Here is a 26,081-nt window from a genome sequence, read left to right as displayed (position 1 = left end):
AATAAGACTTGTACAAAAAAGATATTTAGATTTTAAAAAGATAGGACAATGCCAAAAAGAACGTTTCAACCATCGAAAAGAAAGAGAAGAAACAAGCACGGTTTCAGAGAAAGAATGGCTTCTGTTAATGGAAGAAAAGTTTTAGCACGTAGAAGAGCTAAAGGAAGAAAGAAGTTGTCTGTATCTACAGAATCAAGACATAAGAAATAATGATTAACAATTGTTAATATTTTTAAGGTGTTACTTAGGTGTAACACCTTTTTTTGTACCCTATAGATAATTATTTTTGCACACCAAAAACATATACTCATGCCAAAAGACAAAAACATCAAATCTATTTTACTAATCGGTTCAGGTCCAATTATTATAGGTCAAGCTTGTGAGTTTGATTATTCAGGTTCTCAGGCTTTACGTTCTTTAAGAGAAGATGGAATAGAAACTATTTTAATTAATTCCAATCCTGCAACGATAATGACAGACCCTACTATGGCAGATCACGTTTATCTATTGCCATTAACAACTAAGTCTATCATTAAAATTTTAAAGGAACACCCACAAATTGATGCCGTTTTACCAACAATGGGAGGACAGACAGCTCTTAATCTTTGTATTGAGGCAGATGAAAAAGGTATTTGGGAGGATTTTGATGTAGATATAATAGGTGTTGATATTGATGCTATCAATATTACTGAAGATAGAGAGAAATTTAGAGAATTGATGTTAGAAATTGGTGTTGGCATGGCACCACAAGCAACAGCTACGTCATTCCTAAGAGGAAAGGAAATAGCTCAAGAATTTGGATTTCCATTATGTATTAGAGCATCTTTTACCTTAGGAGGTGCAGGAGCTTCGATTGTATATGATGAAAATGAATTTGATGAGTCATTGACAAGAGGATTAGAAATTTCTCCAATCCATGAGGTCATGATTGATAAGGCAATGATGGGATGGAAAGAATATGAGCTTGAGTTGCTGCGAGATAGAAACGATAATGTTGTTATTATCTGTACTATTGAGAATATGGATCCAATGGGAATTCATACAGGAGATTCAATCACTGTTGCGCCTGCAATGACTTTGTCAGATAAGACTTTTCAGAAAATGCGGGATATGGCAATTCATATGATGCGAAGTATTGGTGATTTTGCTGGAGGTTGTAATGTGCAATTTGCAGTTAGCCCAGATGAAGAGGAGGAAATCATTGCAATTGAAATTAATCCACGTGTATCACGTTCTTCGGCATTAGCAAGTAAAGCTACTGGTTACCCAATAGCAAAAATTGCAGCTAAATTAGCTTTAGGCTACACATTGGACGAGCTGAGCAATCAAATCACAAAATCTACATCTGCATTATTTGAGCCAACCTTAGACTATGTAATCGTTAAAATACCACGTTGGAATTTCGATAAATTTGAAGGTTCAGACAGAACTCTTGGACTTCAAATGAAAGCAGTAGGTGAAGTAATGGCAATTGGTCGTTCTTTCCAAGAGGCACTGCATAAAGCAACACAATCCCTTGAAATTAAACGGAATGGACTAGGAGCAGATGGTAAAGGTTATAAGAATTATGAACAAGTAATAGAGAAACTAACCTACGCAAGTTGGGACAGAGTATTTGTGATATACGATGCCATTCAAATGGGTATTCCATTAAGTCGTATCCATGAGATAACAAAAATTGATATGTGGTTCTTAAAGCAATATGAAGAACTATTCCATTTAGAAAGAGAGATTTCTAATTATAAAATTCAGACTATTGAAAGAGAGTTGTTATTAGAAGCCAAACAAAAAGGTTATGGTGATCGACAAATAGCTCATATGTTAGGTTGCTTAGAAAGTCAAGTCTATAATAAGCGTCGTGAATTAAACATTAATCGTGTTTATAAATTGGTTGATACATGTGCTGCTGAATTTAAGGCTGAGACACCATACTATTATTCGACATTTGAAAGTGAAGTTGAAACTACTGATGGCAAAGTATCAGTTCATAATGAAAGTGTAGTCACAGACCGGAAAAAGATAATTGTTCTTGGTTCTGGACCAAATAGAATTGGACAGGGTATTGAGTTTGATTACTGTTGTGTGCATGGTGTATTAGCTGCTTCAGAGTGTGGTTACGAAACAATTATGATTAACTGTAATCCAGAAACTGTTTCTACTGATTTCGATATTGCTGATAAACTTTATTTTGAACCAGTCTTTTGGGAACATATTTATGACATCATTCAACACGAAAAACCAGAGGGAGTCGTTGTTCAATTAGGAGGTCAAACTGCTTTAAAACTTGCTGAAAAGCTCGAAAGATGGGGCGTTAAAATTATGGGAACAAGTTTCCAATCTTTAGACTTAGCTGAAGATAGAGGTAGTTTCTCTAAACTACTAAAGAAAAATAATATACCATATCCTGAATTTGACACAGCAGAAAGTGCAGAACAGGCACTTGAAGTAGCTGATAGATTAAATTTCCCAATACTTGTAAGACCTTCTTATGTATTAGGAGGACAAGGTATGAAGATTGTTATTAACAAAGATGAACTAGAAGCTCATGTTATTGATTTATTAAAGTCAATACCTGGTAATAAGTTGCTTTTAGATCATTATTTAGATGGTGCAATAGAAGCAGAGGCGGATGCTATTTGTGATGCGGATGGCAATGTATATATTATTGGCATAATGGAGCATATTGAACCTTGTGGAATTCATTCAGGTGATAGTAATGCAACACTTCCGGCCTTTAATCTTGGTGATTTAGTAATGCAACAAATTATTGATCATACACATACTATCGCAAGAGCATTAAATACTGTAGGTTTAATAAACATACAGTTTGCGATAAAAGATGATACGGTTTATATCATAGAAGCAAACCCTAGAGCATCGCGTACTGTTCCATTTATAGCTAAGGCGTATAAAGAGCCCTATGTTAACTATGCTACTAAAGTGATGCTAGGAGAGAAAAAAGTAACAGATTTTAAATTTAATCCAAAGCTTGAAGGATATGCTATTAAACAACCAGTATTTTCATTTAATAAATTCCCTAATGTTAATAAACAATTAGGTCCAGAAATGAAGAGTACTGGGGAAAGTATTTTGTTTATAGATAGTTTAAAGGATGATGCATTTTATGATCTTTATTCTCGTCGTAAGATGTATTTAAGTAAGTAAATACATACTTTATGTTAAAGTTTTGAAGGCATTTGTCTAATAATTATTAACTTAGCTATAAAATAACCTACAATATGAAAAAAACTTTACTCTTATTTACCTTATGTTTACTGTTTAATGGACTGAATGCCCAAGTGTCATTAAACCAAGTAGATGATTTTCAAGGTGGAACAACAGAAAACTGGAGAATTGGTGGTGCAGGAAATGCAACCAATGGCCCTATAAATGTTGCAGACGCTGGCCCTAGTGGCGTTGGTGATAATTGCCTGCAATACACATCACTAGGTGGTGGAGGAGTTGCTAGTAAAATGGTATTTTACTCTCAGAATGAGCAGTGGAGCGGTGATTTTATAACAGCAGGTGTGAATGAGATAAACTTAGATGTAAATGTGCAAACTAGTGCATTAAATCTTAGAGTAGCGATGCAAGGCACTAATGGTACTCGTATTTGTTCTACAAATGCTATAAGCTTACCAGCAAATGGTACTTGGTCTAATATTACGCTTTCTCTAGACCCAGCTGATTTTACAATAGTTGGTGGAGGAGGTGATGCTGCTTCTGTTTTAGCGGATGTTTCTATTTTAAGAATTCTTAGTAGTGCTACTCCAACTTGGACTTCAGTAGATGCTGTTGCAGCTATAATTCAAGTAGATAATATTCTAGCTTCAACATCATTAAGTAATGATGAATTTTCAATTTCGAATACAGAAATTACAATTTCACCTAATCCAGGTAGAAATAAATTAAATATAAAATTGTCAAATACGGATGGGGAAATGAACCTCGAAGTTTATGATGTTTTGGGCAAGCGTGTATACAAAGGACTAATCACCCAATTAGAATCTTCAATAAATGTCACGAATTGGAAAAGTGGAGTATATTTAGTTAGAATTTCAAATAATGAGATAATTCAAACTAAACGCTTTATTAAGCAGTAAACTCTAATAAAATACATACTAAATAAGCCACTTATAATTATAAGTGGCTTTTTTTTTAGAATTCTATAACTACTCTGTAGTCCTTAAGCTGATCTAAATATTCATGAACGTTTTTATACACTAAACTTAAATCTTTATTTTTCATAGCTTCACTCTCGCGTCTCTTAATAGCTTTTATAAATCGTTTAGCATCCATTTTGGTTTCTAATTTTAAACCTGGAACAGTAGTCGTTTTACCCTTATCATCAATAGCTACCATTGTAAAATAAGAAGAGTTACAATGCTTTTTTGATCCAGTCCTAATGTTTTCTGACTCTACTCTAATACCTACGACCATTGAAGACGTACCAACGTAATTTATAGATGCTTTCATTGTAACTAACTCGCCTACCTCAATAGGATTTAAAAAATTCACCTTATCAACAGAAGCGGTTACGCAATAGCTTCTTGAATGTTTTGAGGCACATGCAAAAGCAATTTGATCCATTAATCCCAGAATATAACCTCCATGGATTTTACCACCAAAATTAGTGTAGGAGGGTAACATGAGTTCTGATATTTGAATTCTAGACTCGTCAGGTGACTTGTACATGGTTTATTATAGTTGAGTTTAATTAATCAATATCTTCAGTTGCTCGCTTAATGATGTTTTCAGGTAGTGATTTTTTTGCTTTTGCACCCATTTTCTTGATCTTTTCAACGCGAGAAATAAGGTTTCCTTTTCCTTCAACTAGCTTGTTCATTGCTGATGAATAATCGTTTTTGGCTGCATCAATTTTTTTACCAACTCCAGTTAAATCGGTAACTAAACCTTCAAACTTATCGTATAGAGCACCAGCTTGCTTGGCTATTTCAATGGCGTTTTGCTGTTGTTTTTCATTGTTCCACATAGTGTCAATAGTTCGTAGCGTGGCCAATAATGTAGACGGTGTTACAATAACAATATTTTGTTCAAATGCCTTATTATACAATGAGTTATCCTCATTTATTGCAACTGCAAATGCTGGCTCAATTGGTATAAACATCAAAACAAAATCAGGAGATTCAATGTCATACAAGTCTTGATAGTTTTTAGCGGAAAGCTGATCTACATGTTTTTTTATAGAATTAACATGTGCTTTTAAATAAATATCACGCTCATCTCCATCAGCGTTCACCAAACGTTCATAGTCTGTTAAGGATACCTTAGAGTCAATAATCATTTTTTTTGAGTCAGGTAAATGTAAAACTACATCTGGCATAACACGAGATCCATCTTCGAGCTGAAAATTCTGCTGTACAAAATATTCTCTATCTTTTTCCAAACCAGATTTCTCCAAAACACGTTCTAATACTAATTCTCCCCAATTCCCTTGTGTTTTACTATCACCCTTAAGGGCTTTAGTGAGATTGGTAGCTTCCTTAGCCATTTGCTGATTGAGGTCTTTTAGACCTTTTAATTGTTCTTCTAATGCAGAGTGCATTTTTACACTTCGCATTTGGGTATCTTCAACCTTTTTTTCAAAACCTTGAATCTTTTCTTGTAATGGATTAAGGATATTCTTTATGTTTTCCTTGTTCTGCTCTGTGAATTTATTAGATTTCTCCTCAAGAATTTTGTTGGCTAATAACTCAAAATCTTTGCGTAATTGTTCTTGACGTTCCTCTAATTCTTCATCGCGTTTTAAGTTTTGCTGCTGCAGATTTTCAATTTCGGTATTTCGTTTTGAAAGCTCAGAATTTAGAAATTCCTTATCTCTTCTAATTGATTCACGTTCTGATTCTATTTTTTCAACATTTAGTTTTAAATCGGCAATAGTATTACTTAGTTGATGCTGACGTTCTTCTAAAGCACTCTTATCTCCCTTACTCTTTAAAACTGCAAATTGTAATCCAAGAAAAGCTCCGATACCTGCTGATATTATAATTGTAATGAAAAGTATAAGTGTGTCGTTCATTTTGAAAAGTGTATTTCTCAAAGATAGAGTTTATATACCTAAAATGAAATGGTAATTAGTCTGTTACTAACTTTTTATTCTACTTACTTACCCTAAAACTTCCTGTTGAATTATCGAATGAAATTAGGTCTTTAGGAAATAAAGATTCAAAAACTCCTTCTTTTATCAGATTGCATGGCTGATCGCAAATGACTTCATTGGTTTTCATTACAATCATTGTATCGCAAAGTTGTATGGCTAGATCTATTTCATGAGAAGAAAACAAAATTGTTTTCCCTGTTTCCTTGGTTAGTCTTTGTAATAGTTTCAGGATATAAGCTTTGTGGTACATATCTAAATGCGTAGTTGGTTCATCTAAAACAATAATATCAGTGTCTTGTGCTAAGGCTCTGGCAATCATTACTTTTTGTAATTGACCATCACTAAGCTCATAGCATTTCTTGTTTTTTAAACCGGAGATATTTACCAAGTCCATAGACTTGTTGATTATTTCAGTGTCATTTTCATTTAAATTGCCTATCCAATTGGTATAGGGATGCCTTCCCAAGGCTACCAGTTCATATGAGGATAAATTTTTAGAAGTTAATTGCTCAGTTAAAACAATACTTAATTGTTTAGCTAAGTCTTGAGGGTTAGTAATTGCTAGGTTTTTATTATTAATTATTATCGATCCCGAAAGTGCAGGTTGTACTTTTATTAATGTTCTTAATAATGTTGATTTACCAATTCCATTTGCACCTACTAATCCAATTAGTTTGCCTTTTTCTAATTCGAAATTAATGTTTGATGCAACTACAATATCCTTTTTTTTGGACTTGTAACCAATATAAAGGTTGTTTGTTTTAAGGATGATATTTTGATTATTGTCAGTCATTAAAACATCATTTTACGTTGTCTTACCAATAACCAGATTACTACAGGAGCACCGATTAAAGCAGTAATAGCATTTATTGGCAATATAAAATCACTTGTTGGTAATTGAGCTATACTATCACAAATAAGCATTACTATGGCTCCATATAAGAAAACTGCTGGGAAAAGTATTTTATGGTCTGATGATTTAAAAATTTGCCTCGTAAGATGTGGAATTGCCAGTCCAATAAAGGCAATTGGGCCGGCAAATGCCGTAATAGTACCTGCAATCAAACTGGTTGCAATTATAATGATCAGTCTACTACGTTTTAAATTTAACCCCAGACTTTTAGCATAGTTGTCACCTAATAAAAGACTGTTTAAATTTTTAATTGAAAAAATTGCTAAAAACGATCCTAAAATATAAAGTCCAAAAAACAACGAGAGTTCGTTCCAGGAGAGATTGCTTAAACTACCAAAACCCCAAAATATGTATTGTTGTAATTGTTCTGCCGTACTGAAATATGATAATACACTAACTACTGCTGCAGTGATACTGCCAAACATTAAACCAATAATAAGAATGGCCATAGTATCTCTAACTTTGCTAGAAACTGCTAATACTGCTAAAAGAACTAAAAAACTACCAAGACTCGCGGCAATTACTATACTCCATTTTGAAATTAAATAGGTAGCAAATACTCCACCGAAAAGACCTGATCCTAAAATTACAATAGCTACACCTAAACTTGCACCAGAACTTATACCAAGTACAAAAGGACCAGCCAATGGATTTCTAAATAATGTTTGCATTAATAATCCTGAAATTCCAAGACCTGAGCCAACAAGTGTTGCTGTAATAGCCTTTGGCAACCTAAAATCTCTTATTATTATTAGCCATGTTTCATTTTTTAATGAGCCAAATAAACCTTCAATAACACTGCTTAAAGGTATACTTACAGAGCCTAGACTAATATTAATTAAAAAACATAGTAACAAGACTAATGCTAAAGTGAGAAATTGAACTCGATATTTAATTTTATTATTCAATTAGTTAAATTGTTTAAAGAAAAAAGGTGAATAGTCTTCTAATAATTCCGGATGGCAAATTTTGATCAAGTCCTTAAGTACTAAATCAGGCCTTGCTGTTCCAAGTTCATAATACAAGACACCTCCTGTTGCGCCTGTTGTATTTGAAAATGTATATATTTTTTTGGTTTTAAAGGCTTCAAAATTAGTATATAGGTCACTGGCATCCTCAAGTTGCTTAAAACTTGTGAAGTATGAAGGGTTTATCCAGAGTTCTGCATTTTTAGCCTTATCAATAACTGCTTCAAAACTTAATGCTAAACTACCATTTCCAGTTGTGTGACTCCATAAATAATTTACATTGGCATCTTTTAAAAATTCTGCTTCTGGACTAGAGCCATTTGGCAAATACCAGACATCTTTGTGCATAGCGCCACTTAACACTGAGGGTTTTTTTCTTGCTTTTTTTGCGATTTCTTTTGCATTCAAATAGTCTTTTTCAATTTGATTAAAAATTGAGTTTGCTTCTTTTTCCTTATTAAATAAAACACCAAAGAATTTAATCCATTCAGCTTTTGCGAGAGCAGAGGATTCTACCCAATCACCGTTATAAATTACAGGTATTCCTGCTTTTTTAATTGTTTCAAATGACTTGTTTACACCATCAACTCCAAAACCAATCACTACATCTGGGCTAAGTTCTAAAAGCACCTCGGTATTAATACCTTCATTTTTTCCTAACTCTCTTATTCTTCCGTCATCTATTAGGTTTCTGGTTTTCTGAGAGGATATGTAGTCTGTACCTGGAAAACCAACTAAATTTTGCTCTAAACCTAACAGTTCTAGAGAAGGAATGTGTGTCGTTGATGTTACTACCAAATTATCTATTGGATCAACAATAATGGCACTATACTCACTTTTGTCAAATGACATTGCAATAAGCTCTTTTTTTGAAATAATCAAATATTTATATGATTTATCTGCTTTAGGCCAAGCTTTATGTATTGTAAGAATTTTATAATACTCGTAATCTTCAACAGAAAAGCCTTTAGCATATTTTAAGACAAGACTACGCTGATCTTTGGAAGGTAGATTTCTATCAATAGTTTTATTCTTCGTACAGTTTGAAAAGAACAAAAAAAGTGAAACAAAAAAGAGAATCCTGATTTTCAACATCTAAAATTTCTATCAAAAGTAATATTATTTAAAGTTTTAAGTATTCCCTTAAACAAAATGTTTAATTTCGCACCGAAATGTGGTTTGACTTTTATTTTTAATAGTCGATTAAAAGGGAATCTGGTGAGAATCCAGAACTGTTCCCGCAACTGTAAGCTATAAAGCTTGTTATAACCTTCAATGTCACTGGAATTTTATTCTGGGAAGACCAATAACAAGACGCAAGTCAGGAGACCTGCCAATTTCAACAAATAAGTCAAACTTTCGGGATAAAAGTTTACGTATAGTTCGCTGTATGTTCTCGAGCAATTAAATTAAAATGAACAAAACTAAATGGTTTTGCATACTAGCTATTAGTATGGTAAATGCTGGATTTGCACAGATAAAGCAAGATTCGGTGAAAGTAGAATCGTTAGATGAAATAGTACTAACGGATTCACGTTTTGGATTAAAACGTGAAAATTCTGGAAAAACAGTTATTAAAATTTCAAGAAAAGAAATTGAACAAAATCAAGGAAGAACGGTCGCAGAATTGATAAATACCAAGAGTGGTATAGAAATAAATGGTAGTAGGAGTGTAGCAGGACAAAATCTTGGATATTTTATAAGGGGTGGAAATAATCGTCAAGTTTTAGTGATGATTGATGGTGTTCAGGTTAATGATCCGTCTTTAGTTTCAAATGAATTTGATTTACGTTTATTAGATTTAAATACCATTGAGTCCATTGAAATTCTAAAAGGAGCATCTAGTACTTTATATGGTAATAGCGCAGCAACCGCAGTGATAAATATTACAACTAGAAAGGCGGACACGGAAGAAATTTCCGCTAGTATTTTAAGTGTTTTTGGAACTAATCAAACTCAAGACGATCTTAACTACAATGGTTCAAGTTTTACCAATAATGTTTCAATAAATGGAACCTTAAATAAGTTAACTTATGTTGCTAGTTTTGGAAATCAATATGAAGATGGTCTTTCCGCTGCGAAGGCGGATAACCCTGAAAAAGATCCATTTTCTAGGTATAACACTGGACTAAAAATTGGTTATAAGTTCTCAGAAAAGTTTAGAATCACTGCGTTTGCAAATTTAGATAAGTTTAAAACTGATATTGATGGTTTTCCACCACCAAATTTTATTCTTGCCGACACAGACGATACATTTAGTTCAGAACAATTTAGATATGGAGTAACTCCAAGATTTGAATATAAAAATGGGAGTATACAAGTTAATGCAGCCATTACAAAAATTGAAAGAGAAACCATTTCTGCATTTAGCACTGTTAATGAGGCTGAAAGCATTGTGGTAGATGCATTTAATAAATATGTAATTAATGACAATATCTATACTATAGTTGGTTTAAATTATGGTGATTATAATAGCTCGTTTACTGAAGAGGAAAGCTTCACAAATACAGATCCTTACGCTAATCTAGTTTATGTCTCAGATTTTGGATTAAACCTTAATCTTGGTGGTAGATTTAATAATCATAGTGAATATGGTTCTCAATTCGTTTATAATATCAATCCATCGTATAAAATTGATCTAGATATGGGTTATGCAAAGGTATTTGGATCTTACGCAACTTCGTTTATTGCACCTAATCTGTCTCAGCTTTTTGGTTTTTTTGGTGCCAACCCAAATTTAGAGCCAGAAGAAAATAAAACAGTTGAAGGTGGTCTTGAGTATAATACTAAAGAGGGTATCAGAGTTAGTGGTGTATATTTTAATAGAAATGAAGTAAATACCATAGTATTTAATTCAGCTTACGAGAATGCTTCTGAGGATGCTACCGTACAAGGATTTGAATTAGAAGCTGAAGTGAATATTATTGAAAACCTTCAATTTATGGCTAACTATACATTTACAGAGTTAATTGATGGAGAACGCATACGATTACCTAAGCATAGAGCAAATGCAAATTTGGGTTTTGATTTTTCTGAACAAACATATGCTTCTATCAATCTTCAATATGTTGGTGAACGAAGTGATTTAGATTTTGCGACGTTTTCAAATACAGATTTGGATGCATATGCTCTATTCAACCTATATTTCAGTCATAAAATATTAGATGATAAAATGAAACTATTTATCACACTTGATAATATCTTAAATGAGGATTATTTTGAAATTCTTGGTTATACCACTCGTGGTAGAAATGTAAGTATAGGTTTTAATCTCAATCTTTAAATAAAAAGGCCACTTGAAAAAGTGGCCTTTTATTAATCTATATACATTTCTTTTTCTAAAGGATGGAAGAATTTACTCATATTAACTTCACGTGGAGGTATTTGATATTCATAAAATTCAACATCGCTTCTACCTAATGAGCCAGTAATTTGGAATATAGCTTCCGCCAAAAGTGGTTCATCAACATTTCCAAATCTGCTTAAATTACCTGGAAACTCTGATAAAGATATATCGGGTATTAACCCATCAGATGGTACTAATTGATTATTTACGTTAGATGAGTTTGCTATTAATGGTTGCATTGCATAAGTATGGTTCGGATTAATATTTTCAGTTGAGAAAACAACTGGTGTATCGTATACAGTCTGCGATGCTTGTGTCTTTCCTGCTGTGTTTTCACCAATAACAACAACATTAATATAAGGTTTTAAACTATTAATTAATAGCTCACTAGCAGATGCTGTTCTTCTATTTGTTGTTAACACATAAACCCTTGATAAGTTGAGGCTATTAATAGATCCTCCACCTTCAATAGAAGTAGTAAATAGATAATCTCTGTTACGACTAGAAAGATTTTCATTATACCTTAACTGTGAATATATTTCACCAGTAAACTGTCCTGTAACCATACTTCCCAAATACAATGCTGTCTGTACAGAACCTCCTCCATTATATCTTAGGTCAATAACAAGTTCATCAATATTGGCATTTTGAAATGTTCCAAAAACATCATTTAATTGCCCATCAAAACTATTTAAGAATCCATTGTAAACTATATAACCTATTGAAGTATTATCTACTTCCAAAACATCTGTGTAATGAATTGGGTTTTCAGAATAACTTTGTCTTGTAAGTGTTGTACTTTGAGCATTTAAAGTAACTAAATCATCTTCTGCTTCTGGTGTCCCATTGTCATCATAATCTGCAAAATTCAAGGTGTAAGTTGATTGACCTAAAAGACTGTTTATATTTCCTGTATTTAAAGTTTCACCATCTACGCTTCTGAAAATCATTCCTCTTTCAAGGCCTTCATTATCAGCAACGCTATTATTTAAAACGAGAGTTATAGCACCAAAAACTTCAAATTCACTACCTGGAACAAAATATAAATTGAACTCAAGCCCATTTGTAAGTGTGTTACCTTGCAACAAATTTTGTAAATCGAAGTAATTAGAAAACAATCTACTAAACCTATCCACATCTTCAGGTAAATAAATTAAGGACTCAAATAAGTCTTCTGGAGAATCAAAACCACCAAGGTATGTTGCATACTCTTCATCTGATGAGAATCTGTCATTTGCTAAGTCAGGTATTTCAGATTTATACAAGTAAACGGCATTCATGCCTTTCCAAATAAAATCCGTAATCTCTGAACCATTAATGGCATTGTCATCTGAGTCTTCAAAACAACTGGTAACACACAACAATACCAAACATCCTAACAATAGGGTTTGTATCTTTTTCATCATTTCTTTTTTTTAAAGTAGCAATATTTTACTTCTGTCAGTAAAACTCTAAATTTACTTACATTATTGTGAAAAAAAAAACTTTGTAACAAAATGTAATGTCTATCGTCGTAATGTTGAAGAAGGATAATAACCGACTTCACCACCAATCAAATTAGTAATGAAACAAGCAGATTTTGTAAGCTTAGTAATGCCCTTTAAGGATAAAGTGTTTCGTTTGGCAAAGCGATTACTAGTATCAAGAGAAGAAGCAGAGGACGCAACGCAGGAGATTTTACTTAAGCTTTGGAGAAATAAGGAGAAGATTGGTGAGTATAAGAATGTTGAAGCTTTTTCAATGACAATGACAAAGAATTTTTGTTTGGACAGGTTAAAATCTAAACAAGCACAAAATTTAAAAATTGTTCACAGTAATTATACGGATAGCAATTCGTCATTACAGAAACAAGTTGAAGCGAAAGATAGTATAGACTGGGTTTCGAAAATAATGGAGGAATTACCAGAACAACAAAAAATAATAGTGCAGTTAAGAGATATAGAACAATACGATTTTGCAGAAATTTCAAAAATGATAGACATGAATGAAACAGCAATTAGAGTAGCATTATCTAGAGCACGTAAGACAATAAGAGAAAAGTTAACTAATACACATAGTTATGGTATTAAATAATATAGATAAACTTATAGAGAAATATAATGATGCTGAAACATCGCTAAAAGAAGAAGCACAATTAAGAGCTTATTTTAACGGTGATGATGTGGCACCTCACGTAGAGCACTACAAACCATTATTTCAATATTTTTCTAAAGCACAAGAAGAGCAGTACACAAAAGACGTTCCATTAAAACCTAAGAACAGAACAGTATTTTATCAGTGGATTTCTGTCGCAGCTGTAGCAATTCTAATGCTAGGTATCTTCATTCCTAATTTGATTGGAGGACCAAAAACTCTTGCTGAATACTCGCAAGAAGATCAAGAAATGTATTTGGAAGCCAAAGAAGCTTTAGCAATGCTTTCAAATAATTTCAATCAAGGGACTACAAGTTTAAATACTTTGAACTTGGCATCCGAAAATTTTAATGTTGGTATAGAAAAAGCTAGCCACATTACAGAATTTAGTCAAACAACAAACAAATTATTAAAGAATTAAAAACAAGAAATCATGAAAAAATTAATTTTAATCATCGCAGTAGTGTTTACATCTATGACTGCTTTTAGTCAGAGTGTATTCGATAAGTTTGAGGATAATGAAGAAGTCGCTTCTGTTATTCTGAATCAAAAAATGTTTAAAATGTTAGCTACAATGGGTGTTGATATTGACGACCCTGAAATGAAAGAATATGCTGAAATGGCAAGTAGCATTACAGGATTTAAAGTATTTACAACCGGAGATGAAAAAGTATCTGCAGATATGAAAGCAACTGTAAATAGATATTTAAAATCATCTGATCTCGAAGAATTAATGAGAATTAAAGACGGGGACCAAACTGTAAAGTTCTACGTAAAAGAAGGTAAGGACGATAACCATGTTAAGGAATTATTGATGTATATCACAGGTCTTAAAGAAATGACAAAAGACTCTAATATTGAAATCAATGGTCAGAAGCGCGAGTTTGAAACCGTGGTTATGACATTAACAGGTGATATAGATTTAAGACAAGTGTCTAAAATTACAAACCAAATGGATATTCCAGGTGGAGATCAGTTAAAGAAAGCTGGTCAAAAAAATTAAAATAACATGTTACAATCAATCAAAAAATTAATGGTAATGTTGCTTTTGGTTACGGCTTTTACAAGTTGTAACCAAGGGCCTACTTTACAAACTTATTATGTAGATAATGAGTTACAGCCAGGCTTTTCTTCTTTTGACGTACCTACCAGTGTAGTTAATGTTGAAAAAGTTGAGATGACAGATGAGCAACGGGAAGCGTATAAGTCCGTAAACAAGCTTAACGTTTTAACTTTTGTTTTAAATGAAACAAATACTGAGGATTACAAAGTAGAATTAGAAAAGATCAATACAATACTTAAAAATCCTAAATATGAAGAGTTAATGAGAGGCTCTACTTCAGACGGAAGATTTGTAGTAAAGTATTTGGGAGAATCTGAAGCAAGTATAGATGAGTTGATATTATTTGGTAGTGCTAGTGACAAAGGATTCGCTATAGCCAGAATATTGGGTGATGATATGAATGCTGGAAAAATTATGCAACTCGGTGAGGTACTTCAAAATGCAAATATCGAGGACTCGCAACTTGATGGACTAACAGAATTTTTTAAATAAACTGACAATTATTTAAAATGTTAATGAGAATCGTCTGGGAGTTTATCTTCAAGGCGATTTTTTCTGTTCTTTACCGCAAAAGATATTGCAACAACTACTAACCCAATAAAACAAATAATCAATAGAAACTTAATAATTAAATAGTCTAATACTTCAAAAAGACCTGCTATAAAGAATCCAAGTGTCACTGCAATTACAAAAAGTAAAGCAAGCGTATTATTATTTATGGGGAACCATTTCATATGCCAGTATAATTACTTGGTGATATAGCCTTTAGTTCCGTTTTTATTGTATCGTTCACCTCTAAGGAATCAATAAAACTAGATATGGACTGTTCTGTAATAGCTTCATTAGTTCGTGTTAGACCCTTTAATGCTTCATAGGGATTTGGGTAATTTTCTCGTCTTAAAATAGTTTGAATAGCTTCGGCTACAACTGCCCAATTGCTTTCTAAATCTTGTTCAAATTTAGAGGCATTAAGTAATAATTTACCAAGACCCTTCAAAGTTGATTTAAAGCCTATAAGGGTATGTCCAAAGGGTACACCAACATTGCGTAATACAGTACTATCTGTTAAATCACGTTGTAATCTGGAGATAGGAAGCTTCGCTGAAAGATGCTCAAAGATTGCATTGGCAATACCTAAGTTTCCTTCACTATTTTCAAAATCAATGGGATTTACTTTGTGAGGCATTGCTGAACTACCAACTTCACCTTTTTTTATTTTTTGTTTAAAATAGTCCATTGAAACATAGGTCCAAATGTCGCGATCTAAATCAATTATAATTGTATTGATTCTTTTTAGGGCATCAAAAAGAGCTGCCATATGATCATAATGCTCTATTTGGGTAGTAGGGAAGGAGTGTTGCAGTCCTAGTTTTTCTTGTACAAACTTTGTTCCGAAAGTTTTCCAATCTATGTTTTGATATGCTACTTTGTGCGCATTAAAATTACCAGTAGCTCCACCAAATTTGGCTGCACTAGGCACATCATTGAGCAGATTAAATTGTTCCTTTAGTCTCACAGCAAAGACTAATATTTCTTTTCCTAATCTTGTTGGTGATGCAGGTTGACCATGTGTTCTTGCCAACATTGGTATATCTTTCCATTCACTGGCGAGACCTTCAATTTTTTCCAAAAGAGTAAAATATTCAGGGACATATACGTCATTCATAGCATCCTTGATACTCAGCGGAATAGCAGTATTGTTAATATCTTGAGATGTTAATCCAAAATGGATAAACTCTTTATAATCAGATAAACCAAGCTTATTAAATTTTTCTTTAATAAAATATTCTACTGCCTTTACATCATGGTTGGTAACTTTTTCAATTTCTTTAATTTCAGAGGCATCAATTGGGGTAAAATTTCTATATATAGCACGTAAATCCTCAAATGCCGATGGTGAAACCGACTTTAATTGAGGTAATGGAATCTCACAAAGGGCAATAAAGTATTCTATTTCAACTAAAACTCTATATTTAATGAGAGCTTCTTCAGAAAAGTATTTACCTAAAGAATCTACTTTAGTTCTATATCTACCATCTATAGGTGAAATTGCATTAAGCGATGTTATGGCCATGTGTTGTTTAATTTGAAGCCTCAAAGATAAGGATTAAGTTATAAGTTTAGATATGTCTTAATTGTTTTTAGAATGACATTTTGGTACAATAACACCAAGCATTTTTAATACATATTTCGCTCGAGCCTTAAAGCCAGAAGATTGATGACTATAATCGCGTTGTAAGATTAGTTTTAATTCTTCATGAATCCAATCAAATTCAGTACCCAAGTAGTATAAAGTAGCCATACTATATGCTTTTACAGCTACTTTTTCATCATTTATCATCCAATCAAAACTTACTGCTATAATTTGTTCTTTGTGTTCCGTGTTAAGATATTTAAGTATTCTTGGATCATGTTTTTTATAATTTAACTCAATAATGATTTCAATAATTTTTGCACAAGGTCTTATAGCGGAATCTAATTGTAGTTTTGAAAGGTTGGCTACAAAATAGTTTAAATGGGGTAATATAAGATTGATATTTTCTTTACATGCAAATTCTAAAATCCAAGCAGCACGAGTAGAAATTTTATCATTTACCATAAACAGTATTTCTATCAATGGATTTACCAACTCAGAATCAGCCAAAACAATATTTGCATATTTAGCTCTGCACTCACGTGTGGCATTTACATAATTTAATTCGTTGTAAAGTTGGTCTTTTGTCAAAACGTTTATTATTTTTAATCCTTCTAAATTAATTAAAAATCATGATAAAAACACTCCTTAAAAAATTAGGTTTGGCAGTTCTAATTGTCATAGTCTTGGCTCAGTTTTTTGGACCTGAAAAAAACGATGGAGATATAACAAGCATTGAACCTTTTTTAGTAGATACCAATCCACCAGAAGATGTAAAATTAATTCTTAAAAGTTCATGTTTTGATTGTCACAGCAATCATACTCGTTATCCTTGGTATAATAATATTACACCAGTAAACTATTGGTTGGCAGATCATGTAAGACACGGTAAAGGTGATTTTAACGTTTCTAAATGGAATGAGTATTCAGATAAAAAGAAGGATCACAAATTAGAGGAATTGGCCGAAGAAGTTGAAGAAAAACACATGCCATTACCAAGTTATACTTGGACACATAAAGAGGCGGATTTAACTCAAGAACAAATTGATGCCATAGTAGAATGGGTGAATACAGCAAGAATTAAATACGCCTTTCTAAAAGAAGCACAGTGATCAAAAAGCTTCTGATTATTGGTTTTGTTTGGCCAGAGCCCAAAAGTTCTGCAGCCGGAAGCCGAATGTTGCAACTTATTGAGCAATTTCAAAATCAGAATTACAGAATTACGTTTTGTTCTACAGCTAATAAATCAGATAACACCTTTGATTTAACGCAAATTGGTGTTACCACCGAATCTATTATTTTAAATGATTCGTCATTTGACGGTTTTGTAAAAAAACTAAATCCTGATATTGTATTGTTTGACCGATTTATGACTGAAGAACAATTTGGTTGGAGAATTTCTGAACAATGTCCTAATACAATTAGAATATTAGATACTGAAGATTTTCATGGACTTAGAAAAGGTAGGGAATTGGCTATAAAAGCAAACGAAGATTTTAGCATTGAGTATCTTCAAAATGATGTTACTAAACGCGAAATTACAAGTATTTATAGATGCGATTTAAGTTTAATTATTTCTAAGTTCGAGATGGACCTTTTGATCAATGATTTTGAGATCTCTGAAGATTTGCTCCTTTATTTACCATTTTTAATTGATGGACCTTCATCTAAAGAAAAAGAATCGTTACCAAATTTTAAACAGCGCCAAAATTTCATAATTATTGGTAATTTTTTACATGCACCTAATTATGATAGTATTCTTTATTTAAAACAATCTATTTGGCCTTTGATTAGAAAGGAATTACCAGAAACCGAATTGCATATCTATGGCGCTTATGAATCTCAAAAAGTTTTGCAATTAAATAATAGTAAGGAAGGATTTATTATTAAGGGTTTCGCTGAAGATGTAAATACCGAAATGCAGAAGAGTAGGGTTTGTTTGGTGCCTCTCAGATTTGGTGCAGGATTGAAAGGAAAAGTGTTTGATGCATTTAAAAATGGTACACCTTGCGTTATGTCATCAATTGCATCCGAAGGAATTATTGAGAATTCAGAATTAATTCAAAATAATCCCAAACAATATGCTAATAAAGCCATAGAGTTTTACACCAATATTGACTCATGGAATCATGCACAAGAGATAGGTTTTAATACCTTGAAAGTACAATTTACTAAAGTGGTTTTTGTAGAAAAATTTAGAATGAAGCTAACCAGCCTTCAAAAGGCATTACCAACGCATCGACAAAATAATTTTATTGGTCAGATTTTAATGCATCAAACAATGCAAAGTACCAAGTATATGAGTAAGTGGATTGAAGAAAAGAATAAAAACTAATTACTCATGCTTTAGTATTGAGTACACTTAATTGTTTGCCAAAAATTGCTGCAACTCCGCTTGCAATTCCACCCACAAGTCCTGTAATTATAAGTAAAAGATATACATTCCCGTTTAGTGATAATAAATCTGCTATGCGTTCGCCTAGTATGAAATCATTACTTGATCCCATTAAATAACTTAGCACTACCCATAGAATAAATATGGCCAAAAACGGAACTAAAAACACTGTAAATCGTTTTAGAGGAATTAAAAATGCAGTAATTATCGAAGCTATCATTACAGAATACCAACCCATAAATAGTGATAAGACATAGGCAATTATAATAGTTGCTATAAAATTGATGATATTCTTATTCATTTGAGTTAGGTTTTAAAGTTTGAGTACCGATGATTTTATCGTTAGCTTCATTGAACGGCAAGAAATTGAGTTGATGATATTTACCAACTGCCCAATCATCAATAAAATTATCATAATATTTACTTCCAGGATTTCCAGATTGTCCACCTGGATAAATACCTAAAGCAGTAGGAGGTGAGGTCATTTCTACAATCATTCGCCAAGAAGGTCCCCAATTTCGGCCAGCTGCGTTTACTGTATTTCTGTCACCACCAATTGGTAAATCAAATCTTGAAAACGCTGGTAGGCCCTGTAATAAATGTGCAACATAAGTACCTTTATAGTACTGCCAATTGAAGGCTCCATTTTCAGCTTTCCATTTACTAAGTTCATTGGCTGTTTCTTTAAAAGCTATTAAGAATAGGTCGTGTGCTGTTTCTTTTTCCGGTGTTTCCAGAATGTCCATAAAATCATCTTCAGGATTGTTCTTTAGCATAGAAATAGCGTTGTAAGCAAAAGGTTTATCCAGCACCATGTCTTCTTTCTGATCGTATTCGTCCCAGATCAGAACATATAAATTAGTCCACCAAGAATCCCAAATGCTGGGTGCAAGCTTATCTATATTACTATTGAAATCCCAATCCTTAATAATATCTAGAATCTCATGTTCTTCAGAGGTTAAACTAGACGTATCCATGTGGTCAAACATATACGGTAACAGTTCAGAAGCTTTTTTATTAAAGTTGGTATTTTGTAAATCCTTAAAATCTTGAATATCGAATTTCTCCTTAGATCTAAAGAAATCATTAATCACTCTGTTTCGATACGAATCGTAACCATCATTAAATACATAAAAAGGATAAAGAGAATCTGTTGGGTGCTGATTGGATGAACTTATAAAGCCTCTTTCTGGATTTTTGGTATGTGCATTAAATTCTCTAGGAATATAGCTTTGCCATTCATGGTCTGGATTACTACCATCCATTAAAAATTTTCCTTGACCTTCCCATTTATTAGGAAACAATCCTTGAATCCAAATAGCAATATCACCTTCTGTAGATGCAAATACAAAATTCTGCGCGGGTGCTACATGATTAGCTAGTGCCTCTTTATAGTCCTCGTAATTTTTTCCATTATTCAGTTTTAAAAATAGGCTTACAAAATCATGTCCAATATGACCAGCCCATTTCATCGCGTAACCTACTTTTTCGCTATCGCCTTTAAAATTATGGTCATAACTAACCGGACCATGACGTGTGTACATTACAGAATCTTTAAAGGTTTCCTTTCCTTTAATTTTTATGTCTTCCACTCTAATTGTAACGTCACTCCAACCACCATCGTATTTATATTTTGTTCGGTCTTCATTAAATTCAATTTTGTACCAATCTTTAACGTCTCTCGTGGCATTTGTTTCTCCCCAAGCTATATGCTCATTAAAACCAGAGATAATTCCAAGAGTACCAGGTAGTGTTGCTCCCATGGAGTTGTGCTCTGGTGTGGCAATCTGCATCACATACCATATTGATGGTAAGTTTAATCCTAAATGTGGATCATTAGCCAAAATAGGATTTCCTGAATACGACTTGCTAGGACCAACAGCCCAATTATTACTTCCATTATGTGGACTAGGTTTTTCCATTACGGTAGAAACCAAATCCATTGGCAATTCAGTCTCAGGTATTGGTGTTTTTTTAATATCAATAAAACTCCAGTCGGTTTCTGTTGGAACAACAGGGTCGTCAAAATCGTAAAAATCTGGATACAGTATATCAAATCTGTCTTTTCCAAATTCTCTTAAAGCGTTAGTGTATTCAAAGTCCGAATCCCTTCCGCATAACATATCCGTCATATACATCAATAAATGCATAGTTTTATCTATAGTCCAAGCTTCTGGTTTGTAATCCAGTAACTTATATTCTACCGGATAATTTTCGGGTTGTAACTCACTAATATATGCATTGACACCATCACAATACGCTTGTATATGTGATAGCGATATTTCATCTTTTTGGATTACCTCTAAACTATTTTCTGCGCCATAAATCATTCCTTTTCGGCGTTGTTCCCTATCGTAATTTAAAGCAGATTCCCCAATAATTTCTGAGAGTCTTCCTGCAGCAGCAAAGGTTTGAAACTCCATCTGCCATAGCCTATGCTTTGCAGTAATATAGCCCTGTGCTTTATATAAATCCGTGTTATTTTGGGCAAATAGGTGAGGTATTAACTGCTCATCGTAATGAACAGTAACTTTATCCTTAAGCCCTTCAACTAAAACTTCCCCATTTAATGTTTCATCAGTTTCATTTAGCCAAACACCAGTATATGGATTTAAGAACTTTCCTATTGGTGGAATGGAGCCAAACTTTGTATTTAGAGCATAAAAAATTCCTATGGAGAGTGCAAAGGAAATTACAATTTTAAGGTATTTCATTAGTTGTATTTTATGAAGCACCTAAATTAAAAAATAATATTTACTCTATAGTAATTGAATCTATAAGTAGATTAAAGCTTTCCTCTTTTTTATTACCTATAAGGAATGCGATTTCTTCCATTTGATTACCTTTATAATTTGGCATATCTAATCTATAACCTCTAAAAGAAGCATACATTATATTAAAAGGTATAGTTATGGTTTGCCATTCACCACTAGTCTTAAATTCTGTAATATAAGAGTACCGATTATAACGACTGTCCTTTACTCTAAACTGATAGTTCTTACCATCGCTCTTTATTCTTAAAACAAATTTTGAATAGCTTTTACCATCTATTTTATTGAAATTGTGTCTAAGGGAAGAAAAGCCGCCATTATTCTCTAATGAAACTTTCCCATAAAACTCAACATGTCCGTCTTTATTGATTTTAAAACTTCCATCAGACCTTCCTCCCATAACAACATCATCAACTATAGTCCAATAGGATAAATCACTGTTTTTGTTAAAGTTAAAAATGGTCATATTTTGAATAAAAGTTGAAACTATTAATAGGTAAATAATTCTCATTCCATTGCTTTTTGTAAAGATACAATCGCTATATGGAATTGGATTTTACTTTTTGAAAACTTTATAATTTTGGTTAGTATTTATTTACAGCCAGTTATAGTAGAATTTGTGGGAGAAAAATTATCTAAGGACTAATTTTTTAACCACTTGTTTTCCCAAAGATTCATTGAGCATTGTTACAATCTTTTCATTACCGTAACTCAATTCTTCTCTAAGTACACTGGAACTGAGTTGAACATATAATGTGTCATGTTTTAATTCAATGGCCGTAGTATAATTATTCACACCATTACCCATAAGATTAGCCCACGCTTCTCTAACATTAACCTTATCTAAACCAGATTGTAGATTATTGGTTTGTACAAACTCCTTAAGGATGTCTTGTATTGGTTGGTTATCGTTTTTGCGCTTAGCCATTATATGGTATTTAGAATAAATATTTAATTATTCAATCTCTAAATTAATCGGTTGATATCGCTTATATAAATATACGACGTTATTCTCATTCAATACTTTCAATTGATCTTTAGAAGCCTCTAAGACTGTTTCTTTCCAATTGGAATAAAGTGTAGTGTAATATAAATTTAACTTGTTGTCTTCAATTTTAGCTGTAATAGCTTCAGCATCATCAGATGTGTAGTAGGTGTCATTAATACCAGGTTTCATCTTTTTTCTAAACCCCTTAAGACTATCATTAAGCTGAATAAAATCAATGGTTTCATTAATTGAATATTGTCGTTTTGTACCATCAGATAGAATAACTTCTTGTATCTCCCAGTATCCATTTAAATGTTCAATGTAGTTTTCAGGATTATTTGAACAAGACATTATTACTGCAAAGCATATTAAAATAATCTTTCTCATAATTTAAAGATTTTATAAGATTGATGAATCTGTTTTACAATATTTTCGGTTCTGTCAGCATGCGTATCGCTAATAAAAATTTGACCAAAATGATCATCATCTACAAGGCTTATTATCTGAGCTACTCTATTTTCATCTAGCTTGTCAAAAATATCATCTAGCAGAAGTATCGGTGATACACCACTTTGTTGCTTAATAAAGTCAAACTGAGCTAATTTTAGGGCAATTAAAAATGACTTCTGTTGTCCTTGACTCCCAAACTTCTTTATAGGAAATCCATCAATTAAAAAGACCAAATCATCCTTGTGTGCACCTACGCTTGTGTATTGCAAAGCTTTGTCTTTGTTGAGGTTTTGTTCGAGAAGTTCAATTAATTTTTTTTCAAATAAATCACTTTTATAATTCAAATTTATGGACTCACTGCTTAAGCTTATGGCATTGTAACGTTGCAGAAATATTGGTATAAAAGTCTTTAAAAACTCATCACGTTTTTTAAAAATTTCTGTACCATAATTTGATAATTGTTCATTATATATAGCTAATGTGTCTGCATTAAATGTATTATTGAGTGCAAAATACTTAAGCAAGGCATTACGCTGAGATAAAACTTTATTATATGAAATCAGGGTTTTTAAATAGCTTTTATCACTTTGAGAAATAACACTATCAATAAATTTTCGCCGCGTATCACTACCTTCAATAATCAAATCCCTGTCTGTTGGTGAAATAATCACAAGAGGAATAAAACCAATGTGTTCGCTAAATTTCTCATAGGCCTTGCCGTTGCGTTTAATAACTTTTTTTTGGCCTCTTTTAAGTGATACAACTATTTTTACTGAGTGTTCATTCTTAGTGAAAGTTCCATCTATAACAAAAAATTCCTCACCATGTTTAATATTCTGTAGAGCCACAGGATTAAAGTAGCTTTTTCCAAATGCTAAATGATAAATAGCATCAAGAGTATTTGTTTTTCCAATTCCATTTGCACCAACAAAACAATTAATTTTAGAGTCAAAATCGAAAACCTGGCTTTCAAAATTTTTATAATTAACTAAGGATAGTGTGTTTAGATTCATACAAAACGAATGATTCGCTTATTTTTATTGCCGTAGCTAAGGGATTTTTGAACAAAAATTATTCAAAAATAACAAATAAATAGGCTTTTAAATCCCAATAAAAATTTTATTTTTGCGCACGCATAAATTGACAAAAAATGGCAACGTACAAGAAAAGAGGCTATAAACCAAAAACCAAAAAGGAGAAGGTAGAAATTGCTGAGGAAAACTCAACAACAGCAGAGGTGTTTAAGTCACTAGACGAGGGAGCTTCTAAGACCGAGCAATGGGTTGTGAAAAATCAGAATTATATTTTTGGTGTAATTGGGGCCATTGCAATAGTGGTATTGGGCTTTTTAGGTTACAATAAATTTATAGCTGAGCCTCAGCAGAAGGAGGCAATGAATGAGATGTATCAAGCTAAAAAATATTTTGAAGAAGCTGTCAATGGAGTTGAGTCTGATTCGCTGTACAATATGACTTTAAATGGAGGTGAAGGAAAGTATGGTATGTTAGATATAATAAATGAGTATAGTGGCACTCCTGCGGCAAATTTAGCTAGCTATTATGCTGGTATGTCTTACCTTAATTTGAAAGACTACCAAAATGCCATTACTTATTTAAGTGATTTTTCTAGTAACGATAAAATGCTAAACCCAATCTCTAAAGGCGGTATTGGTGATGCATTTGTTCAATTAGAGCAATTGCCAGAAGGCCTAGAATATTATGAAAAGGCGATAAATGCAAACACTAATGATTTTACAACACCCTTATATTTATTGAAAGCGGCAAGAGTTGCAATTGATTTAGAAGAATACAGTAAAGCACTAGGCTTTTTAAATAGAATAAAAAAAGAATTTTCTGCGTCAACTGAGGTAAGTCAAGCAGATGTATTAATCGGTAAAGTAGAAGCAAGCTTATAAATTATGGCCACTGCAAATCATAATTTATCAAACTATGATAAAGCAACAATCCCAAATGCGAAAGATTTTCGGTTTGGGATTGTTGTTTCAGAATGGAACGATAAAATTACTGAAGGATTGTGGCAAGGTGCTTTCGATGCTCTTATTGATTGTGGTGCACTCAAGGAAAATATCGTTCGCTGGAATGTTCCTGGTACATTTGAGTTAACTTATGGTGCGGCCAGAATGTCTAAAAGTATTTATGCAGATTCTGGAATGCTCGATGCTATAGTTGTTATTGGATGTGTAATTCAAGGCGAAACAAAGCATTTTGATTATGTTTGTGAGGGTGTAACACAAGGCATTAAAGACCTTAACTTAAAAGGTGATATTCCTGTAATATTTTGTGTATTAACAGACAATAATGTTCAACAGTCTATAGATCGTTCAGGAGGTAAGCATGGCAATAAAGGTACAGAAGCTGCAATTACGGCCATAAAAATGGCAGAGTTGAGAAAAAGTACCAAATAGTATTTTTTGATGTAATTACCCTTTTATTTTCTTTTTTTTAATCTGGTCGAGTTTATAAATTGGCAGGCTTTTTGTTGATAATTTTAAGCAATTATTAAGCAAAAGATCACTCTATTTTAAGTACTTTTGAATTAGATCAAGGTGTAATTACAAGACAATTTGTTAAAGCAACGTAGAAATAGACGTTTTGGTGAAAAGCTTCGTTTTAGAGATTCTGATGAAAAGGATAAGAAAGAGAAACTTGAGGCTAGATGGGATGAGTTGAGAAATAATACTAACCGTAGAGGTAATATACTCACATCACTCCCGTTTTTAATCATATGCTTAATTGCACTATTTGTAATAATGTATATCCTTGAGGGATATATTTAATA

General features: G+C 32.7%; 28 protein-coding genes and 1 riboswitch. Of the genes, 13 read left to right on the top strand and 15 right to left on the bottom strand.

Annotated features, from left to right (window positions below; translation table 11 throughout):
* The first annotated feature begins 48 nt into the window (after positions 1 to 48).
* From rpmH to ACFWV9_RS06860, 3 genes are all read left to right on the top strand, one after another.
* Positions 49 to 210, top strand: a complete 162-nt coding sequence (gene rpmH, locus ACFWV9_RS06870; protein WP_115818167.1) for a 50S ribosomal protein L34 — start codon at positions 49 to 51, stop codon at positions 208 to 210.
* A 99-nt stretch (positions 211 to 309) separates the two neighbouring features.
* Positions 310 to 3,165: a carbamoyl-phosphate synthase large subunit gene (carB, locus tag ACFWV9_RS06865; RefSeq protein ID WP_411894505.1), complete on the top strand. Its 2,856-nt coding sequence runs from the start codon at positions 310 to 312 to the stop codon at positions 3,163 to 3,165.
* A gap of 74 nt (positions 3,166 to 3,239) precedes the next feature.
* Entirely contained in the window at positions 3,240 to 4,103 is an 864-nt protein-coding gene (locus ACFWV9_RS06860; protein WP_411894504.1) for a T9SS type A sorting domain-containing protein, read from the top strand.
* Positions 4,104 to 4,158: 55 nt separating this feature from the next.
* Here the strand turns inward: ACFWV9_RS06860 and ACFWV9_RS06855 are convergent, their stop codons facing one another.
* The 5 genes from ACFWV9_RS06855 to ACFWV9_RS06835 form a co-directional block, all read right to left on the bottom strand.
* Positions 4,159 to 4,695, bottom strand: coding sequence for an acyl-CoA thioesterase (locus ACFWV9_RS06855; protein ID WP_411894503.1), 537 nt, complete (start codon positions 4,693 to 4,695; stop codon positions 4,159 to 4,161).
* Between the two features lie 22 nt (positions 4,696 to 4,717).
* Positions 4,718 to 6,040, bottom strand: coding sequence for a DNA recombination protein RmuC (locus ACFWV9_RS06850; RefSeq protein ID WP_411894502.1), 1,323 nt, complete (start codon positions 6,038 to 6,040; stop codon positions 4,718 to 4,720).
* 79 nt (positions 6,041 to 6,119) lie between these two features.
* Positions 6,120 to 6,914, bottom strand: coding sequence for an ABC transporter ATP-binding protein (locus ACFWV9_RS06845; RefSeq protein WP_411894501.1), 795 nt, complete (start codon positions 6,912 to 6,914; stop codon positions 6,120 to 6,122).
* Positions 6,914 to 7,942 carry a FecCD family ABC transporter permease gene (locus tag ACFWV9_RS06840; protein ID WP_411894500.1) on the bottom strand — a complete coding sequence of 343 codons (1,029 nt, stop codon included), beginning with the start codon at positions 7,940 to 7,942 and terminating at the stop codon, positions 6,914 to 6,916. The genes ACFWV9_RS06845 and ACFWV9_RS06840 overlap by 1 nt, the downstream gene beginning before the upstream one ends.
* On the bottom strand, positions 7,943 to 9,097 hold the full coding sequence (locus ACFWV9_RS06835) for an ABC transporter substrate-binding protein (RefSeq protein WP_411894499.1): 1,155 nt from the start codon (positions 9,095 to 9,097) through the stop codon (positions 7,943 to 7,945). It abuts the gene before it with no gap.
* A gap of 63 nt (positions 9,098 to 9,160) precedes the next feature.
* Positions 9,161 to 9,355, top strand: a riboswitch (cobalamin riboswitch).
* A 61-nt stretch (positions 9,356 to 9,416) separates the two neighbouring features.
* On the opposite strand from ACFWV9_RS06835, the gene ACFWV9_RS06830 reads away from it, so the two are divergent.
* Positions 9,417 to 11,285 (top strand): TonB-dependent receptor plug domain-containing protein, encoded by a 1,869-nt coding sequence (locus tag ACFWV9_RS06830; protein ID WP_411894498.1) that lies wholly within the window; start codon positions 9,417 to 9,419, stop codon positions 11,283 to 11,285.
* Between the two features lie 32 nt (positions 11,286 to 11,317).
* Here the strand turns inward: ACFWV9_RS06830 and ACFWV9_RS06825 are convergent, their stop codons facing one another.
* A complete protein-coding gene (locus tag ACFWV9_RS06825; protein ID WP_411894497.1) occupies positions 11,318 to 12,751 on the bottom strand; it encodes a S41 family peptidase in 1,434 nt (477 codons plus the stop codon).
* A 160-nt stretch (positions 12,752 to 12,911) separates the two neighbouring features.
* Between ACFWV9_RS06825 and ACFWV9_RS06820 the strand changes: the two genes are divergently transcribed.
* Genes ACFWV9_RS06820 through ACFWV9_RS06805 form a run of 4 tightly spaced genes read left to right on the top strand, consistent with a single transcriptional unit; the run spans position 12,912 to position 15,036 of the window.
* A complete protein-coding gene (locus ACFWV9_RS06820) occupies positions 12,912 to 13,421 on the top strand; it encodes an RNA polymerase sigma factor (RefSeq protein WP_411894496.1) in 510 nt (169 codons plus the stop codon).
* Entirely contained in the window at positions 13,408 to 13,902 is a 495-nt protein-coding gene (locus ACFWV9_RS06815) for a hypothetical protein (RefSeq protein ID WP_411894495.1), read from the top strand. The genes ACFWV9_RS06820 and ACFWV9_RS06815 overlap by 14 nt, the downstream gene beginning before the upstream one ends.
* A gap of 12 nt (positions 13,903 to 13,914) precedes the next feature.
* Positions 13,915 to 14,484: a DUF4252 domain-containing protein gene (locus ACFWV9_RS06810; protein ID WP_411894494.1), complete on the top strand. Its 570-nt coding sequence runs from the start codon at positions 13,915 to 13,917 to the stop codon at positions 14,482 to 14,484.
* 6 nt (positions 14,485 to 14,490) lie between these two features.
* Positions 14,491 to 15,036, top strand: a complete 546-nt coding sequence (locus ACFWV9_RS06805) for a DUF4252 domain-containing protein (RefSeq protein WP_411894493.1) — start codon at positions 14,491 to 14,493, stop codon at positions 15,034 to 15,036.
* A gap of 20 nt (positions 15,037 to 15,056) precedes the next feature.
* Here the strand turns inward: ACFWV9_RS06805 and ACFWV9_RS06800 are convergent, their stop codons facing one another.
* The 3 genes from ACFWV9_RS06800 to ACFWV9_RS06790 are packed head-to-tail and all read right to left on the bottom strand — an operon-like array spanning position 15,057 to position 17,269.
* The gene (locus ACFWV9_RS06800; protein ID WP_411894492.1) at positions 15,057 to 15,278 is read right to left on the bottom strand and encodes a hypothetical protein; all 222 of its coding nucleotides are present in this window, start codon (positions 15,276 to 15,278) and stop codon (positions 15,057 to 15,059) included.
* Positions 15,275 to 16,618 (bottom strand): adenylosuccinate lyase, encoded by a 1,344-nt coding sequence (gene purB, locus ACFWV9_RS06795; RefSeq protein WP_411894491.1) that lies wholly within the window; start codon positions 16,616 to 16,618, stop codon positions 15,275 to 15,277. The genes ACFWV9_RS06800 and purB overlap by 4 nt, the downstream gene beginning before the upstream one ends.
* 57 nt (positions 16,619 to 16,675) lie before the next feature.
* The gene (locus ACFWV9_RS06790; protein WP_411894490.1) at positions 16,676 to 17,269 is read right to left on the bottom strand and encodes an adenylosuccinate lyase; all 594 of its coding nucleotides are present in this window, start codon (positions 17,267 to 17,269) and stop codon (positions 16,676 to 16,678) included.
* 41 nt (positions 17,270 to 17,310) lie between these two features.
* Between ACFWV9_RS06790 and ACFWV9_RS06785 the strand changes: the two genes are divergently transcribed.
* Positions 17,311 to 17,790 (top strand): heme-binding domain-containing protein, encoded by a 480-nt coding sequence (locus ACFWV9_RS06785; RefSeq protein ID WP_411894489.1) that lies wholly within the window; start codon positions 17,311 to 17,313, stop codon positions 17,788 to 17,790.
* A complete protein-coding gene (locus ACFWV9_RS06780) occupies positions 17,787 to 19,013 on the top strand; it encodes a glycosyltransferase family 4 protein (protein ID WP_411894488.1) in 1,227 nt (408 codons plus the stop codon). The genes ACFWV9_RS06785 and ACFWV9_RS06780 overlap by 4 nt, the downstream gene beginning before the upstream one ends.
* Before the next feature lie 4 nt (positions 19,014 to 19,017).
* On the opposite strand, the gene ACFWV9_RS06775 is transcribed toward ACFWV9_RS06780, so the two are convergent.
* From ACFWV9_RS06775 to recF, 6 genes are all read right to left on the bottom strand, one after another.
* Positions 19,018 to 19,374, bottom strand: coding sequence for a hypothetical protein (locus tag ACFWV9_RS06775; RefSeq protein WP_411894487.1), 357 nt, complete (start codon positions 19,372 to 19,374; stop codon positions 19,018 to 19,020).
* Positions 19,367 to 21,787 (bottom strand): penicillin acylase family protein, encoded by a 2,421-nt coding sequence (locus tag ACFWV9_RS06770; protein ID WP_411894486.1) that lies wholly within the window; start codon positions 21,785 to 21,787, stop codon positions 19,367 to 19,369. The genes ACFWV9_RS06775 and ACFWV9_RS06770 overlap by 8 nt, the downstream gene beginning before the upstream one ends.
* Positions 21,788 to 21,827: 40 nt before the next feature.
* The gene (locus tag ACFWV9_RS06765; RefSeq protein ID WP_411894485.1) at positions 21,828 to 22,355 is read right to left on the bottom strand and encodes a CIA30 family protein; all 528 of its coding nucleotides are present in this window, start codon (positions 22,353 to 22,355) and stop codon (positions 21,828 to 21,830) included.
* 120 nt (positions 22,356 to 22,475) lie between these two features.
* Positions 22,476 to 22,772 carry a DUF721 domain-containing protein gene (locus ACFWV9_RS06760; RefSeq protein WP_411894484.1) on the bottom strand — a complete coding sequence of 99 codons (297 nt, stop codon included), beginning with the start codon at positions 22,770 to 22,772 and terminating at the stop codon, positions 22,476 to 22,478.
* A gap of 27 nt (positions 22,773 to 22,799) precedes the next feature.
* Positions 22,800 to 23,219, bottom strand: a complete 420-nt coding sequence (locus tag ACFWV9_RS06755; RefSeq protein WP_411894483.1) for a lipocalin family protein — start codon at positions 23,217 to 23,219, stop codon at positions 22,800 to 22,802.
* On the bottom strand, positions 23,216 to 24,295 hold the full coding sequence (recF, locus tag ACFWV9_RS06750; protein ID WP_411894482.1) for a DNA replication/repair protein RecF: 1,080 nt from the start codon (positions 24,293 to 24,295) through the stop codon (positions 23,216 to 23,218). The genes ACFWV9_RS06755 and recF overlap by 4 nt, the downstream gene beginning before the upstream one ends.
* Before the next feature lie 137 nt (positions 24,296 to 24,432).
* Between recF and ACFWV9_RS06745 the strand changes: the two genes are divergently transcribed.
* The 3 genes from ACFWV9_RS06745 (at position 24,433) to ACFWV9_RS06735 (ending at position 26,079) form a co-directional block, all read left to right on the top strand.
* Complete coding sequence (locus tag ACFWV9_RS06745) at positions 24,433 to 25,197, top strand: tetratricopeptide repeat protein (protein ID WP_411894481.1); 765 nt, start codon at positions 24,433 to 24,435, stop codon at positions 25,195 to 25,197.
* Between the two features lie 3 nt (positions 25,198 to 25,200).
* The gene (gene ribH / locus ACFWV9_RS06740) at positions 25,201 to 25,707 is read left to right on the top strand and encodes a 6,7-dimethyl-8-ribityllumazine synthase (RefSeq protein ID WP_411894480.1); all 507 of its coding nucleotides are present in this window, start codon (positions 25,201 to 25,203) and stop codon (positions 25,705 to 25,707) included.
* Positions 25,708 to 25,866: 159 nt separating this feature from the next.
* On the top strand, positions 25,867 to 26,079 hold the full coding sequence (locus tag ACFWV9_RS06735) for a hypothetical protein (RefSeq protein ID WP_411894479.1): 213 nt from the start codon (positions 25,867 to 25,869) through the stop codon (positions 26,077 to 26,079).
* Positions 26,080 to 26,081 lie beyond the last annotated feature (2 nt).

The organism is Winogradskyella sp. A2 (genome assembly GCF_046762865.1).
Classification (GTDB): Bacteria; Bacteroidota; Bacteroidia; order Flavobacteriales; family Flavobacteriaceae; genus Winogradskyella.
The sequence above is the reverse complement of the archived record's forward strand: the minus strand, read 5'-3'. Positions and strand labels throughout refer to the sequence as shown.